The organism is Qipengyuania oceanensis, assembly GCF_009827535.1.
Classification (GTDB): Bacteria; Pseudomonadota; Alphaproteobacteria; order Sphingomonadales; family Sphingomonadaceae; genus Qipengyuania_C; species Qipengyuania_C oceanensis.
This window is the reverse complement of sequence record NZ_WTYN01000006.1, coordinates 17,125-29,757: the sequence shown is the minus strand read 5'-3', so window position 1 is coordinate 29,757 and position 12,633 is coordinate 17,125. Positions and strand designations below refer to the sequence as shown.

Below are 12,633 nucleotides of genomic sequence, written 5' to 3'. Positions count from 1 at the left end.
GCCTCGCTCCGGTCAGGCAAATGGAGGCGGCGATGGCGAGCGACAACAAAGCGATGGTGGTGATCGGCGCAGGCGCCGGGATCGGCGGCCATGCCGCCGCGCGCTTTGCCGCCGGTGGCTATCACGCGGTCTTGTGTCGCCGCTCCGACGAAGCGGGCCTGCAGCGCCTCGTCGGGCAGATCCGCGACGAAGGCGGATCGGCGAGTGGGTATCTGCTCAACGCGGCGGAGGACGGTGCGATCGAGGACGTCCTGGCCGAAGTCGAACGCGACATCGGCCCTGTCGAAGTCGTGCTGTACAATCTCGGCGCACAGATCGGAGATCGCAGCCTGTTCGATACAACGCACAAGACGTTCGAACTCGGCTGGCGCCTTGCCACTTTCGGGCTGTTCCGGGTCGCGAAGGCGCTCGCCCCGGGTATGGTCGATCGCGGCAGCGGGACAATCCTTGTGACCAGCGCGACGGCAGCGATGCGCGGCAACGCCGGGCAGCACAGCCATGCCGCGGCGATGGGCGGGCGCAGGCTGCTATGCCAGACGCTCAATGCCGAACTCGCCCCCAAGGGCGTGCACGTCGCGCATGTAGTGGTGGATGGCGCAGTCAATTCGCCCGACACGCTGGGCAAGATGGTCGGCGGGAAATGGCAGGAATTTCTCGACGCCAAAGGCGAGGACGGGATCATCCATCCGGCCGATCTCGCCGAAGTGTACTGGACCCTCGCGCACCAGCCGAAGAATTGCTGGACCCACGAGATGGACGTACGACCGCACAGCGACCGGCCTTGGTTCAACGGGGCCGGCCTGACACTCTAGGCCGCGCCCGTCTTCGCATATGCCCGGTCGGTCAGACGACCGGCTGGAACATTGCGCGCGAGGTGGTCGCCCGCGAAGTCATGCAATGTTCGATCGCGGCGATTTCCGCCAGCTTGCGCTTGATCGAACGATGCTGTTGCCAGACCCGAATCGGCTTGAGCAGCGCATAAGTCGTCACGTTTCGTCTCCCGCGAATGGGTGCCTCACCGCCCGGCTGATTACCGTGGTTCGGCCTTGCACCCCGTGATCGCGGAAGATGGTTAATAATTATTAAACGCGGCGCAACCTTGTGAGGCCGGCTCTGTGGACAAAACGGTGGAGATCGGGCGGACGATCAGCCCTTCCAGCTTCGTCTTTCCTCCGCCTGACGCAGCACTTCATAGGCCAGCTGGATCGCCTGGAATTGCTGGGCGGCATCGGCATCGCCCGGCGCGACATCGGGATGAACCTTCTTCGCCTTTTCGCGCCACGCCTTCTTGATCGCGTCGAACTCGGCGTCGGGCTCGAGCTCCAGAAGGTCGAGCGCGCGCATCTCGTCGGCACTGCGCGAACCATCGCCGCTCCCGCCCCAGCCGTAGTGCTGGGCTTCGGCATAACCGGCGTTCTCGCTTCGCTCGGTCTTGGCGCGATCTTCCTTCTCGGCTTTGTCCAGGCCTTCGAAATAGTCCCATTTCGAATTGTATTCCGCCGCGTGGCGCTGGCAGAAATACCACCGCTCGGGGCTGTTGGGGGACTTGGGGGCGGGACAATCGCCCTTTTCGTCGCAACCATGGCGATCGCACAGCCGGACCGTCGTCGCCTCGCGCGAGTTGCCGTATTCGCGCCAGCGCGGGAAGCCCCAGTCGAGAGAGCGGCGCGAGCCGCTCATCTCTCGGTTTCCGAAGTCGTTTGTCTGGCTTGCATGGCGGTTAATCTAGTGACGCTGGCTTTTTGCGCAATGGACGGGAACCAGGTTGCATATTGAAATGTTGCATTGCAGCGCGTTAATACCATTTCAACCATCGAATCCTAACAGCCATGCGCACGAGACCGAACATGAGCAGACAACTGAAGATTTCCTCGATGCTTGCCGTCGCAGCGATGGCCGCCACCGCGCTTCTGACCAGCCTCGGGCATTCCGATCGCACCGTGCATGTCGCGGAGCAGGCTGCGCATCAGCAGCCGATGGCGCAGAGCGTCCCGCTTTCCTGACATTGGCCGCTTGATCCGGTAAAAAGGGCGCCGCGAGCTTCGCAGCGCCCTTTTTCGTGCGTAAACCAGACCCTCAGTTGATTATGACGGTCACCGCGCGGCGGTTTTGCGCCCATGCCGCTTCGGTCGAACCCAGCGCAACCGGGCGTTCCTTGCCGTAGCTGACGGTGCTGATACGGTTAGCGCCGATGCCGATGCCGACGAGATAGTTCTTCGCCGCATTGGCGCGCCGTTCACCCAGCGCAAGGTTGTATTCGCGCGTTCCGCGCTCGTCCGCATGGCCTTCGACCGTGACCCGCACATCGGGATACTGCATCAGATACTGCGCCTGCGTCTGCAGAGCCGCGGCGTCGGCGCTGTCGATGTTGTAACGATCGGTTTCGAAATAGATCACGTTCTGGCCGTTGACCTGTTGCACGAAATGATCGTGCGATCCTTCGACCGCGCCGGCGGGGATGCGATCGGGCAACTGCGTTACCGTGCCGTCCTGCTCTGGAGCAGGGGGCAGTTGCTCCGGTGCTTTCTTGGAGCAGCCGCCGATGGCTGCAGTACCTACGAGAAGCGCGATTGCCGCGAAACGAGTTTTCATTGCATTTTCCCCTTGGAATGGACCGGTGCCCCGGTGTTGAAACGATTTACTGAAGGATCGGTCCCCACGCCGGGTCGGACGCATCGACCGGTGTGGGAAGCTTGCGCTCGTTCTTGCCCGTCAGATCGACCTGGTAGAGACCCGTGCGCCCCGAACCGCGCTCGGTCCGGAAGAACTGGATGATGCGGCCATTGGGCGCCCAGGTGGGGGCTTCATCCTGCCAGCCGCGCGTCAGCGTGCGCACGCCATTGCCGGTCGGCGACATCACGCCGATGTTGAAGCTGCTGGCGTTGGTGAAGGCGATCTGGTCGCCACGCGGGCTCCATTCGGGTGTCGCGCAGCGGCCACCGAAGAAGGATATCCGTCGCTGGTTCTGGCCGTTGGCGTCCATCACGTAGCACTGCTGGCTGCCGGATCGATCGCTTTCGAACACGATCTTCCTACCATCCGGCGAATAGCTTCCGCCGATATCGATGCCCGGCGTGTCGGTCAGCCGTACCGAACTGCCCCCGGTGGCCGGGACCCGGTAGATGTCGGTATTGCCGTTGACGGCCATCGAATAGAGGATGCTCCTCCCGTCGGGCGACCAGCGCGGCGCGAAGGTGGGGCTGGCGTTCTGGCTGACCAGCGTCTGCTTGCCGGTCCCGATATCGTAGACGTAGATCCGCGGATTGCCGTCGACATAGCTCAGATACATCAGCTTGCGATAATCGGGCGAATAGCGCGGCGTCAGGGCGGTGGCACGGCCGGTGGTGATGAAGCGATGGTTGGCCCCGTCGCTGTCCATGATCGCGAGCCGCTTGACCCGGTTGTCCTTGGGGCCCGTCTCCGCGATATAGGCGATCCGGCTGTCGAAGAACGGGCTTTCGCCGGTCAGCCGCGAATAGACGAGATCGGCGCATTTGTGCGCGGCGCGGCGCCAGTCGGCTGGATCGACGACCCAGCCTTCGCGCACCAGTTCGTTCTGCAGCGCGACATCGTAGAGATAGCAGCCGACGACCAACCGGTTGTCCGACCGTGCCCGCACGTAGCCCTGGACCAGCATCTCGGCGCTGCGGCCGCTCCACACGCCCCAACTGGGCGCGGTGATCTCGGGATAGCGGGGCTGCGGCAGCGCGTCGGGCCCGGTCGGCTTGAACAGGCCGTTGTTCCTGAGGTCGGAGGTGATGACCCGGGCGAGTTCCATGCCCAGCGCCGCGGTGCCGCGCGTGTTGGCAGGCGTGGGGGCATCACGATCGGTCGCGAAGGAGGGGATGGCGATACCCAGATCTTCCAACCGCCCCTCGTAGCTGACATTGACGTCCAGCCCCTCGCCCTCGTCGATCGTCTCGACCTGCCCGGCGGCAGGCGGCGGCGCGCCGAGGTCCTGTGCCATGGCTGGCATGGCTACGCAGGCGAACAGCAGGGCGGCGAATGTCTTCATTGGGCGAGCTTCCAGTCGAGGTTGGCTGTGACGGTTTTCCAAGCATTGTAGTATTCGCCCGGCAAGTCGAACGGGGCGGCGAGTTGCACGGCACGGATGGCCTGTTCGGCATGGCGACCGGCCTGCGCGCGATTGACGTCGTTGACGCCCGTCTGGCGCACCATCTCGGGACGGCCGGCGAGACTGCCGTTCTCGTTCAGCCGGAAACGCACGTAGGTCGTGATCTTCTCCACCTCCGGGCCATCCGGCGGCGACCAGTGCGGCTTGATCTGGCGGGCCACCGCCTGACTCAGCGATGCCTTGGCGCTCGCGCCGATCTCCGATGCGGGCACGCGGGTCTCGGTGGTGTTCTCGCTCGAACCTGCGCCCGCGAATGCCTGATCGAAGCGCTTCGATCCGCCCGCGTCGGCCTTGGGCTTGGGCCTGGGAGCCTCGCGCCGCGTTTCGCGGGCAGTTTCGCGCGGGGTTTCCTTGCGCGGTGTCGGTTTGGCCCTCGGCTTCGCGGTGGCGACAGGCGCGGGTTCGGGGCGGGTTTCGACCGGGCGTTCGACCACTTCGGGCAGTGGCGGCTCGGGGCTGATCGTATCGGTCAGTTCGGGCGAGGTCGAAGCGCGGCTCTCGAGCACCGGCACCGGCGCCTGCGCTTCCAGTCCGACGTCTTCCGCCAGATTGACCGTCATGCGCTCCGGCACGGGCGCAGGCGGCGCTTCGGGCTGGAACAGCAGCGCGGCGACCAGCGCGACGTGCAGGACCACCGCGACCGCGAGGCCGGCCCGTTCCTCTTTACGGAACCCTTCTGTGCGGGGTGAGGCGAGCGCCATCGGTTCGGGCTATGGCTCGCCGGCTGAACCGCCGCTGACCGCTTCGCCAGCTTCGGAACCATTCGTAGTCGTAGCCGGGCCCGGCGAGCCAGCGGCATTGGTCACCAGCGAAATCGAGTTGAAACCGGCGCGGTTCAATTCGCCCATGACGCCCATCACCCGGCCGTAATCGAGCGCCTTGTCGGCGCGCAGGGTGACGATCGGCGGCTCGCCGTCCGGACCGCGCTGCATCGCTGCCAGCGCGGCTGGAAATTCGTCATAGGCGACGGCGGATTCGTCGATGAACAGCATTCCGTCGCCCGTCATCGAGACGGTGACCTGCTGCTGCTCCGTCGGCAGGGCGTTCGCCCGGCTGTCGGGCAGGTCGAGCGGGACGCCTGCGGTCAGCAGCGGCGCGGTGACCATGAAGATGATCAGCAGCACCAGCATCACGTCGACGAAGGGCGTGACGTTGATTTCCGCCATCGGCGCCCTGCGCGAACCGCCTCCTCGCCGCGAGGAGCTGTGTAGGCCCATCGCCATTTAACCCGCGACCTCCAGCTGTCGGCTGAGGCTGGCATGGAGCCGGTCGGCGAAGCGCTGCATACGTGCTTCGAGGCGGTTCACCTTGTGACTGAACCGGTTGTAGGCGATCACCGCCGGGATGGCCGCGAACAGGCCGATCGCCGTAGCGAACAGCGCTTCGGAAATGCCGGGCGCGACGACGGCCAGCGAGCTCGACTCCTGCAGACCGATCGAGAAGAAGCTGTTCATGATGCCCCAGACCGTGCCGAACAGGCCCACGAACGGGGCGACCGAGCCCACGGTGGCGAGGAAATTGAGCCGTTCGGCAAGTTCGTCCGCTTCCGCCGCGACCTGGCTTTCCATTGCCGAGGCGATCCGCTGGCGCGTGCCCTCGCGATCGACCGGCTTGTTGGCGGTCGAGCGGCGCCATTCGGCCATGCCCGCGTTGGCGACGCGCGCGGCAGGCAGGTCCTTGCGCCGCTTTTCCTTCACGAAATTGTCGAAGTCCTCGGTGTCCCAGAAGTCTTCCTCGAAATGCACCGTACGGCTGCGCAGCCGCCCGATCCTGAGCGAGAAGGAGACGATGATCATCCAGACCCAGATGCTTGCCAGCACCAGGCCGATGATGACCGCCTGCACCACCAGGTCGGCATCGAGGAACAGCTGCATCGGATCGATCCGCTCGGGAGCGGCAGCAAGGGCGAGATAGGGAAGATTATCCATCATTCGGTTTCCGCATTCATGAATTCGGTAAAGGCCGCGCGCCATTCGCCGGGCTGGCGCGTGGGGCGTCCGCTGGGTGCGACGAAACCGACCCGCAGGTCCGCTTCGGCGAGCAGGGTATCGCCGCGGGTCGCACGCTGCGCCATCCGGCAACTTGCCGCACCCATTTCGGTGCAGCGCGTTTCTATCATCACGTCATCGTCGAGCTTCGCCGGGCTCTTGTAGCCAAGTTGCAGGTCGGCGACGGCATAAGCGCCCTGCCCGGCTTCGATTGCCGCCCTCTGATCGATACCCAGCCGTCGCAACAGATCCGATCGGGCACGCTCGAACCAGCGCAGATAATTGGCGTGGTAGGTGATGCCGGAAAGGTCGGTATCCTCGTAATAGACGCGCACGGCGTAAAGATGTCGGTCGCCGTCGATGATGCCGTCAGGGGGGTTGGGAAGATTGGCCATGGTCCGCCTAGGCCCTTAGCGGAGCGGCGAGTCCAGCGGCAAGCACGGGTTTTTTACACACAGGCAGTTGTCGCCGGATCGTTCCTAGCGCGCGATCATCGGCCCCAGACGTTGCCCGCCGAAGAGGTGGACGTGCAGGTGCGGAACCTCCTGCCCGCCGTCGTGGCCGACATTGGCGAGCAGGCGATAGCCCGGCTGGACCAGGTCATGCTCGCGCGCAACATTGGCGACCGCGCGGATGAAACCGCCGATTTCCTCATCGTTCGCCTTGGCTGCGAAATCGTCCCAGCTCACGTACTTGCCGCGCGGGATCACGAGGATGTGCAGCCGGGCCTGCGGATTGATGTCGTGGAAGGCGATCGCCCACTCGTCCTCGTAAACCCGTTTCGACGGTATCTCGTCGCGCAAAATCCTCGCAAAGATGTTGTCGTCGTCATAGGGCCGCGTCGGGTCGATCGGCATTACGTATCCTTCCTGCTCGCCTTTTCATCCAGACCGGACACGCCTTCGCGCCGGTCGAGCTCGGTCATCACTGCCGAGAGCGCTATGCCCTTGGCCTGCAACAGGACGGTGAGGTGAAACAGAAGGTCGGCCGCTTCGCCGACCAGTTCCTCGTCGCTGCCGGACAGGGCGGCGATGACCGTCTCGGTCGCTTCCTCCCCCACCTTCTGCGCGATCTTGCCCACGCCGCCGGCATTGAGCCGTGCGACATAGCTGGTGTCCGGATCGGCGGAGAGCCGTTCGCCGATCGTGTTCTCGAGACGGGTGAGCGTGTCCATGCGCGTCTTGTCGATCAAACGCCGCGCGCGGGCAAGCCTGCACGGCGCAAGGCATCGTGCGCCTCTGCGATCGTGTGCTGGCCGAAGTGGAAGATGCTGGCCGCGAGGACCGCGCTGGCGTGGCCCTCGGTCACCCCTTCGACGAGGTGGTCGAGCGTGCCGACCCCGCCGCTGGCAATGACAGGGACCGAGACGCTGTCGGCGATGGCGCGCGTGAGTTCGAGGTCGTAGCCCGCCTTTGTCCCGTCGCCGTCCATGCTGGTGACGAGCAGTTCGCCCGCGCCGAGGTCCGCCAGCCGCCTGGCATGTGCCAGCGCATCGATCCCGGTTTCGCGTCTGCCGCCATGGGTGAAGATCTCCCATCTGCCTTCGCCCACGCGCCGCGCATCCACCGATGCGACGATGCACTGGCTGCCCATTTTCTCCGCGATATCGGCGACGACTTCGGGACGCGAGACGGCGGCGGAATTGACCGCGACCTTGTCCGCCCCAGCGAGCAGCAGCTCGCGAGCATCCTCCACCGTGCGGACCCCGCCCCCGACGGTCAGCGGCATGAAGCAGACTTTCGCCGTGCGCCGGACCATGTCGAGCAGCGTCCCTCGCCCTTCGTGGCTGGCGGAAATGTCGAGAAAGCACAGCTCGTCCGCCCCCGCCGCGTCATAGGCCTGCGCCTGTTCTACCGGATCGCCCGCGTCCTTGAGATCGACGAAATTGACACCCTTGACCACGCGGCCATCGGCCACATCGAGACAGGGGATGACGCGGATACGGACTGTCATGCGCGGTCTGCCATCTGGATCGCCGCAGCGAGGTCCAGCCGCCCTTCGTACAGCGCGCGGCCGGTGATCACGCCCTCGATCCCGTCATCGACGTGGACCGCCAGCATGCGAATATCGTCGAGACCCTTCACGCCGCCCGAAGCGATCACCGGGATATCGACGGTGCGCGCCAGCTCGACGGTGGCGTCGATATTGCACCCCTTCAACAGTCCGTCGCGCCCGATATCGGTGAACAGCAGCGAGGCCACACCCGCATCCTCGAACCGGCGGGCGAGGTCGACCACCGGAACATCGGAGACTTCCGCCCAGCCCTCTGTCGCGACCATGCCCTCGCGTGCGTCGACCGCGACGACGATGCCGTTCTCCCATTCCTTCGCCATCTGCTTGACGAACTCGGGGTCCTTCAAAGCTGCCGAGCCCATCACCACACGACTGATGCCAAGGTCGAACCAACCCTCGACCGCCGCCGCATCGCGGATGCCGCCGCCGAGCTGAACATGCCCGGGAAACGCCGCGACAATCGCCTCGACTGCCTCGCGGTTTTCCGCCCGACCCGCGAAGGAACCGTCGAGATCGACCACGTGGAGGTACTCGGCACCAGCGTCCGCGAAGATCATCGCCTGTGCTGCCGGGTCGTCGCCGTAAACGGTGGCGCGGTCCATGTCGCCTTCGGCAAGGCGCACGACTTCGCCGCCCTTGAGGTCGATGGCCGGGAAAACGATCATATCCTGTATCCAGTTGCGCTAGGGGCCCGCTCCGCCATGGTCGTCAAGACGGTTTCCAGTCGAGGAATCGTTCGAGCAGGGCCAGCCCGTACCCCTGGCTCTTTTCCGGGTGGAACTGCACGCCGAGCATATTGTCGCGCGCAACCGCCGCGACGAGACCGCCGCCGTGATCGGTCATCGCCGCGACGTGATGGCCGTCGTCAGGCTGGAAATGATAGGAGTGGAGGAAATAGGCCTCGCCTTCCTCGATCAGCTCCGACCCATCGTGGTGCCGGGCCTGGAGTACATCGTTCCAGCCCATGTGCGGGACCTTGATCGCCGGATCGGTCCGCTCGATCGGCTTTACCTCGCCCGGGATCCAGTCGAGCCCTTCGGTGATGCCGTGTTCGACCCCGCGGGTGGCGAGCAATTGCATCCCGACGCAGATGCCGAGGAACGGCACCCCGTCATCGAGCACGCGCTCTTCGAGTGCTTCGATCAGGCCGTCGGGAGCGGACAGCCCCTCCATGCAGGCCTTGTACGAACCGACGCCCGGCAGCACGATCCGCTGCGCGCCGCGCACGATACCCGGTTCGGCGGTAACGGTCACGTGATGCGCGCCGGCGGCCATCAGCGCGTTGTAGACCGAGTGAAGATTGCCCGCGCCGTAATCGATCAGCGCCAGCGCCTCAGCCACCGAGCTGGCCCTTGGTCGACGGGATCGCCCCGCCCTTGCGCGGATCGAGTTCGACCGCCTGGCGTATCGCGCGCGCGAACCCCTTGTAGATCGCCTCGCAGATGTGGTGGTTGTTGCTGCCATACAGCAGCTCGATGTGCAGCGTGATGCCCGCCGTCTGCGCGACCGAGTGGAACCAGTGCTCGATCAGCTCGGTATCCCATTCGCCCAGCTTTTCCTGCGTGAAGCCGGCTTTCCAGACGAGATAGGGCCGCCCGGAAATGTCGAGCGCGACCCGCGCCAGCGTCTCGTCCATCGGCGAATAGGCCGTGCCGTAACGCCCGATACCGCCCTTGTCGCCCATCGCCTGCGCCAGCGCCTGGCCCAGCGCCAGCGCGCTGTCCTCGGTCGTGTGGTGCTGGTCGACGTGGAGGTCGCCGTCGATCTTCATCGTGACGTCGATCAACGAGTGGCGGCTGAACTGTTCGACCATGTGGTCGAGGAACCCGATGCCAGTCGAAATGTCGTAGGCGCCGGTCCCATCGAGGTTGACCTCGATATCGATTCCGGTCTCGGCAGTGTTGCGGCTGATCTTGGCGGTGCGCATGGGGCACGGGCCTATACGGGCAATCGGGGATGGCGCAAGCGATTGCGCTTGACCGAATGGGCGCGCGCAGCCAGATTCCGCGCGAAATGAGCGACAGTCCACCCGATAGCCTGATCCCCTATGACGAGATCGTGCAGGAAGCCTTGCGCGCAGTCGTCGGCCGCGTCCTGAGCGAAGTCGAGGGATCGGGCGGCACGCTGCCCGGGATGCATCACTTCTACATCACCTTCAAGACGAACGCGCCGGGCGTGTCGGTACCGCGGCACCTGCGCGAACAATTCCCCGACGAGATGACCATCGTCCTGCAGAACAAGTTCTGGGACCTGGCCGTCGACGAACGCGGTTTCAGCGTCGGCCTCAGCTTCAACCAGATCCCGGCCAAGCTCGACGTGCCCTTCGCCGCGATCACGGATTTCGTCGATCCGGCGGTCGATTTCGGGCTGAAGTTCCAGGCGACCGTTTCGGACATGGCGCCCCCGCTGCACGACGATGCGGAAAATGATTCTCCGGAACGGGGCGGCGACGGCACCGTTGGTTCCAGTGACGACGGCAGCAATGTCGTGACGGTCGATTTCGGCCGCAAGAAATAAACCGGGTCCAGCGGCCCGCGCAAAGGGGCAGGTCCATGGCAAAACCCAATCACGTGACGGATTACATCGGCGACAAGACCGAGGACGCGCTCGACTCGATGCCAAGTCGCAAGGATCCGGTCCCCGGACCGAGCACCAATCCCTCCACCAACATCATCATCCACGACATCCTGCTGCGCAGCGTCGGGCGGCTGTCCCGCATGACGGTCGAGAAAGCCCTGCTCGGGCGGCAATACGGCAAGCAATTCGCGAAGGACGCGGTCGAGAACCGTTCGATCGTGCAGACGCTGGCCGCCTACGGGGTGACCAAGGTCGCCACCAAGTCGATACCCGGCGCGGCCATCGTCACCACCGGCCTTGCGCTAAAGGTGCTGTTCGATCGCAGCCAGTCGCGCCGCCAGTCCCGCGTAAAGGGGGACAAGGCGCTCAAGAAGAACGCCGACGGCAAGACCGCGATCTGACGACAGCGGGCCGCCGGCCCTTGATTTCCCTGCCCTCCATACGGCAACAGCGCGCATGGCCGATTCCGCAACCGACACCGACAAGCTTCATCGCCGCGGGCTGATGTTCATCCTCTCCTCGCCCTCGGGCGCAGGCAAGACGACCATCTCGCGCATGTTGCTCGATGTCGAGGATGAGATCATGCTCTCGGTTTCGGCGACGACCCGCCCGCCGCGCGCGGGCGAGATCGACGGGGTGCATTATCATTTCGTGTCCGATGCCGAGTTCGACCGGATGGTCGAAGAGGACGATTTCTACGAGTGGGCACACGTTTTCGGTTATCGCTACGGCACGCCCAAGGGCCGCATCCGTAACGCGCTGAAGGACGGGCAGGACTTCCTGTTCGATATCGACTGGCAGGGCACCCAGCAGCTCAAGCAGAAGGACGAGCAGGACGTCGTCACCGTCTTCATCCTGCCCCCGAGCCTCGATGAACTGCGGCGCAGGCTCGAGAGCCGCGCCCAGGACAGCGCGGAGGTCATCGACAGCCGAATGGAGCGCGCCCGAGGCGAGATCAGCCACTGGGCGGAATACGAGTATGTCGTGGTCAACGACGACGTCGACCAATGCTTCGAGAAGGTGCGCCGTATCCTCGACGCCGAACGCATGCGCCGGACCCGCCAGACCGGCCTCATTCCCTTCGTGCGCGAACTGATGGCGTAGCCGCATGGCGAAGGGGATCGACGAACTGACCGATCGCGAGCGGGATGTCCTGCGCCTGCTGCTGGCAGGCCACACAGCCAAGTCGGCCGCCCGCGATCTCAATCTGTCGGTCCACACCGTCAACGATTACCTGCGCGATGCCCGCAAGAAACTGGGGGTGAGCAGCAGCCGCGAGGCCGCAAGAATCTTGGGGGAGCAGGAGGAAGCGCCCCCTCAAAACATTGCGCCCGAGCAAATCGGGATCGCGTTGCCCGGGGCCCATGCGCACAATGCATCCATCGACAACATGCAGACGGGCGGTTCTCGCCGCGTCGTCTGGATCATCGGAGGAACTGTCATGATTGCCCTTGCTATCGCCCTTGCCCTTGCCGCCACCTCGTCGGGTACGGCCAGCCACCCCACCCCGGAAGCACCCGCCGTCGCCCAGGCGCAGGACAAGGCGGCCAGCGACGCAGCACTTGCCTGGGTCGCGCATGTCGACAAGGGCGACTGGAACGCCAGCTGGGAAGCGGCCGGAACCGCCTTCCGCGGCGCAGTTACCGCAAAGACCTGGGCCGCCCAGGTCCAACCGGTTCGCGCACCGCTCGGCACGGTGATGACGCGCTCGCTGAAGGGCGTGACGGCTTACGACAAGCTGCCCGGCGCGCCTGCCGGCGAATATCGCATTGTCGAGTTCGACACGAAGTTCTCGGACGCGCCGACCGACGCCGTCGAGACGGCTGTCATGGTTCGCGAAGGCACCGGATGGTCGGTCGTCGGCTACTTCATCAAGCCGGCCGATCCGCTGGGCAAATAGTCCCCGCCGCCATCCGCAAC

The 12,633-nt window shown here is 65.0% G+C and carries 20 protein-coding genes; 6 read left to right on the top strand and 14 right to left on the bottom strand.

Annotated elements, in window-relative coordinates; all coding sequences use genetic code 11:
• Nucleotides 1–32: 32 nt before the first annotated feature.
• Nucleotides 33–812, top strand: coding sequence for an SDR family NAD(P)-dependent oxidoreductase (locus GRI48_RS13695; protein WP_160677491.1), 780 nt, complete (start codon nt 33–35; stop codon nt 810–812).
• Nucleotides 813–843: 31 nt separating this feature from the next.
• Here the strand turns inward: GRI48_RS13695 and GRI48_RS13690 are convergent, their stop codons facing one another.
• Together GRI48_RS13690 and GRI48_RS13685 are read right to left on the bottom strand one after the other, a co-directional pair.
• Entirely contained in the window at nt 844–990 is a 147-nt protein-coding gene (locus GRI48_RS13690) for a hypothetical protein (protein WP_160677488.1), read from the bottom strand.
• Nucleotides 991–1,146: 156 nt separating this feature from the next.
• Nucleotides 1,147–1,680 (bottom strand): J domain-containing protein, encoded by a 534-nt coding sequence (locus GRI48_RS13685; protein WP_160677485.1) that lies wholly within the window; start codon nt 1,678–1,680, stop codon nt 1,147–1,149.
• A 167-nt stretch (nt 1,681–1,847) separates the two neighbouring features.
• Between GRI48_RS13685 and GRI48_RS13680 the strand changes: the two genes are divergently transcribed.
• Nucleotides 1,848–2,003 carry a hypothetical protein gene (locus tag GRI48_RS13680; protein ID WP_160677482.1) on the top strand — a complete coding sequence of 52 codons (156 nt, stop codon included), beginning with the start codon at nt 1,848–1,850 and terminating at the stop codon, nt 2,001–2,003.
• A gap of 73 nt (nt 2,004–2,076) precedes the next feature.
• On the opposite strand, the gene pal is transcribed toward GRI48_RS13680, so the two are convergent.
• The 12 genes from pal to hisB all read right to left on the bottom strand — a co-directional run bounded on the left by pal (nt 2,077) and on the right by hisB (nt 10,063).
• Entirely contained in the window at nt 2,077–2,592 is a 516-nt protein-coding gene (pal, locus tag GRI48_RS13675; protein ID WP_160677479.1) for a peptidoglycan-associated lipoprotein Pal, read from the bottom strand.
• 46 nt (nt 2,593–2,638) lie between these two features.
• Nucleotides 2,639–4,015 carry a Tol-Pal system beta propeller repeat protein TolB gene (tolB, locus tag GRI48_RS13670; RefSeq protein WP_160677476.1) on the bottom strand — a complete coding sequence of 459 codons (1,377 nt, stop codon included), beginning with the start codon at nt 4,013–4,015 and terminating at the stop codon, nt 2,639–2,641.
• Nucleotides 4,012–4,836, bottom strand: a complete 825-nt coding sequence (locus GRI48_RS13665; protein WP_160677473.1) for an energy transducer TonB — start codon at nt 4,834–4,836, stop codon at nt 4,012–4,014. The genes tolB and GRI48_RS13665 overlap by 4 nt, the downstream gene beginning before the upstream one ends.
• A gap of 9 nt (nt 4,837–4,845) precedes the next feature.
• Nucleotides 4,846–5,358 carry an ExbD/TolR family protein gene (locus GRI48_RS13660; RefSeq protein ID WP_202389375.1) on the bottom strand — a complete coding sequence of 171 codons (513 nt, stop codon included), beginning with the start codon at nt 5,356–5,358 and terminating at the stop codon, nt 4,846–4,848.
• A complete protein-coding gene (gene tolQ / locus GRI48_RS13655) occupies nt 5,359–6,063 on the bottom strand; it encodes a protein TolQ (RefSeq protein ID WP_160677597.1) in 705 nt (234 codons plus the stop codon). It abuts the gene before it with no gap.
• The gene (locus GRI48_RS13650; RefSeq protein WP_160677468.1) at nt 6,063–6,518 is read right to left on the bottom strand and encodes a YbgC/FadM family acyl-CoA thioesterase; all 456 of its coding nucleotides are present in this window, start codon (nt 6,516–6,518) and stop codon (nt 6,063–6,065) included. Before GRI48_RS13650 ends, tolQ begins: the two co-directional genes overlap by 1 nt.
• A gap of 84 nt (nt 6,519–6,602) precedes the next feature.
• The gene (locus GRI48_RS13645; protein WP_160677465.1) at nt 6,603–6,980 is read right to left on the bottom strand and encodes an HIT domain-containing protein; all 378 of its coding nucleotides are present in this window, start codon (nt 6,978–6,980) and stop codon (nt 6,603–6,605) included.
• Complete coding sequence (locus GRI48_RS13640) at nt 6,980–7,297, bottom strand: phosphoribosyl-ATP diphosphatase (RefSeq protein WP_160677462.1); 318 nt, start codon at nt 7,295–7,297, stop codon at nt 6,980–6,982. The genes GRI48_RS13645 and GRI48_RS13640 overlap by 1 nt, the downstream gene beginning before the upstream one ends.
• Nucleotides 7,298–7,311: 14 nt before the next feature.
• A complete protein-coding gene (gene hisF, locus GRI48_RS13635) occupies nt 7,312–8,076 on the bottom strand; it encodes an imidazole glycerol phosphate synthase subunit HisF (RefSeq protein WP_160677459.1) in 765 nt (254 codons plus the stop codon).
• Nucleotides 8,073–8,801 (bottom strand): 1-(5-phosphoribosyl)-5-[(5-phosphoribosylamino)methylideneamino]imidazole-4-carboxamide isomerase, encoded by a 729-nt coding sequence (hisA, locus tag GRI48_RS13630; protein WP_160677456.1) that lies wholly within the window; start codon nt 8,799–8,801, stop codon nt 8,073–8,075. The genes hisF and hisA overlap by 4 nt, the downstream gene beginning before the upstream one ends.
• A gap of 43 nt (nt 8,802–8,844) precedes the next feature.
• Nucleotides 8,845–9,477, bottom strand: coding sequence for an imidazole glycerol phosphate synthase subunit HisH (hisH, locus tag GRI48_RS13625; RefSeq protein ID WP_337190842.1), 633 nt, complete (start codon nt 9,475–9,477; stop codon nt 8,845–8,847).
• Nucleotides 9,470–10,063, bottom strand: coding sequence for an imidazoleglycerol-phosphate dehydratase HisB (hisB, locus tag GRI48_RS13620; protein ID WP_237451977.1), 594 nt, complete (start codon nt 10,061–10,063; stop codon nt 9,470–9,472). Before hisB ends, hisH begins: the two co-directional genes overlap by 8 nt.
• 86 nt (nt 10,064–10,149) lie before the next feature.
• On the opposite strand from hisB, the gene GRI48_RS13615 reads away from it, so the two are divergent.
• Genes GRI48_RS13615 through GRI48_RS13600 form a run of 4 tightly spaced genes read left to right on the top strand, consistent with a single transcriptional unit; the run spans nt 10,150 to nt 12,613 of the window.
• A complete protein-coding gene (locus GRI48_RS13615; protein ID WP_160677450.1) occupies nt 10,150–10,653 on the top strand; it encodes an SspB family protein in 504 nt (167 codons plus the stop codon).
• 35 nt (nt 10,654–10,688) lie between these two features.
• Nucleotides 10,689–11,114, top strand: a complete 426-nt coding sequence (locus GRI48_RS13610) for a hypothetical protein (protein WP_160677447.1) — start codon at nt 10,689–10,691, stop codon at nt 11,112–11,114.
• A 55-nt stretch (nt 11,115–11,169) separates the two neighbouring features.
• Nucleotides 11,170–11,817 (top strand): guanylate kinase, encoded by a 648-nt coding sequence (gmk, locus tag GRI48_RS13605; RefSeq protein WP_160677444.1) that lies wholly within the window; start codon nt 11,170–11,172, stop codon nt 11,815–11,817.
• A gap of 4 nt (nt 11,818–11,821) precedes the next feature.
• Nucleotides 11,822–12,613: a helix-turn-helix domain-containing protein gene (locus tag GRI48_RS13600; RefSeq protein ID WP_160677441.1), complete on the top strand. Its 792-nt coding sequence runs from the start codon at nt 11,822–11,824 to the stop codon at nt 12,611–12,613.
• Nucleotides 12,614–12,633: the final 20 nt, after the last annotated feature.

What these genes read in the sequence shown, in the direction of transcription:
- hisA (WP_160677456.1), bottom strand. Translation starts at nt 8,801, where the DNA reads ATGATCGTTTTCCCGGCCATCGACCTCAAGGGCGGCGAAGTCGTGCGC.
- GRI48_RS13650 (WP_160677468.1), bottom strand. Translation starts at nt 6,518, where the DNA reads ATGGCCAATCTTCCCAACCCCCCTGACGGCATCATCGACGGCGACCGA.
- GRI48_RS13615 (WP_160677450.1), top strand. Translation starts at nt 10,150, where the DNA reads ATGAGCGACAGTCCACCCGATAGCCTGATCCCCTATGACGAGATCGTG.
- GRI48_RS13665 (WP_160677473.1), bottom strand. Translation starts at nt 4,836, where the DNA reads ATGGCGCTCGCCTCACCCCGCACAGAAGGGTTCCGTAAAGAGGAACGG.
- GRI48_RS13645 (WP_160677465.1), bottom strand. Translation starts at nt 6,980, where the DNA reads ATGCCGATCGACCCGACGCGGCCCTATGACGACGACAACATCTTTGCG.
- tolB (WP_160677476.1), bottom strand. Translation starts at nt 4,015, where the DNA reads ATGAAGACATTCGCCGCCCTGCTGTTCGCCTGCGTAGCCATGCCAGCC.
- hisB (WP_237451977.1), bottom strand. Translation starts at nt 10,063, where the DNA reads ATGCGCACCGCCAAGATCAGCCGCAACACTGCCGAGACCGGAATCGAT.
- pal (WP_160677479.1), bottom strand. Translation starts at nt 2,592, where the DNA reads ATGAAAACTCGTTTCGCGGCAATCGCGCTTCTCGTAGGTACTGCAGCC.
- hisF (WP_160677459.1), bottom strand. Translation starts at nt 8,076, where the DNA reads ATGACAGTCCGTATCCGCGTCATCCCCTGTCTCGATGTGGCCGATGGC.
- GRI48_RS13680 (WP_160677482.1), top strand. Translation starts at nt 1,848, where the DNA reads ATGAGCAGACAACTGAAGATTTCCTCGATGCTTGCCGTCGCAGCGATG.
- GRI48_RS13660 (WP_202389375.1), bottom strand. Translation starts at nt 5,358, where the DNA reads ATGGCGATGGGCCTACACAGCTCCTCGCGGCGAGGAGGCGGTTCGCGC.
- tolQ (WP_160677597.1), bottom strand. Translation starts at nt 6,063, where the DNA reads ATGGATAATCTTCCCTATCTCGCCCTTGCTGCCGCTCCCGAGCGGATC.
- GRI48_RS13600 (WP_160677441.1), top strand. Translation starts at nt 11,822, where the DNA reads ATGGCGAAGGGGATCGACGAACTGACCGATCGCGAGCGGGATGTCCTG.
- GRI48_RS13685 (WP_160677485.1), bottom strand. Translation starts at nt 1,680, where the DNA reads ATGAGCGGCTCGCGCCGCTCTCTCGACTGGGGCTTCCCGCGCTGGCGC.
- GRI48_RS13640 (WP_160677462.1), bottom strand. Translation starts at nt 7,297, where the DNA reads ATGGACACGCTCACCCGTCTCGAGAACACGATCGGCGAACGGCTCTCC.
- gmk (WP_160677444.1), top strand. Translation starts at nt 11,170, where the DNA reads ATGGCCGATTCCGCAACCGACACCGACAAGCTTCATCGCCGCGGGCTG.
- GRI48_RS13610 (WP_160677447.1), top strand. Translation starts at nt 10,689, where the DNA reads ATGGCAAAACCCAATCACGTGACGGATTACATCGGCGACAAGACCGAG.
- GRI48_RS13695 (WP_160677491.1), top strand. Translation starts at nt 33, where the DNA reads ATGGCGAGCGACAACAAAGCGATGGTGGTGATCGGCGCAGGCGCCGGG.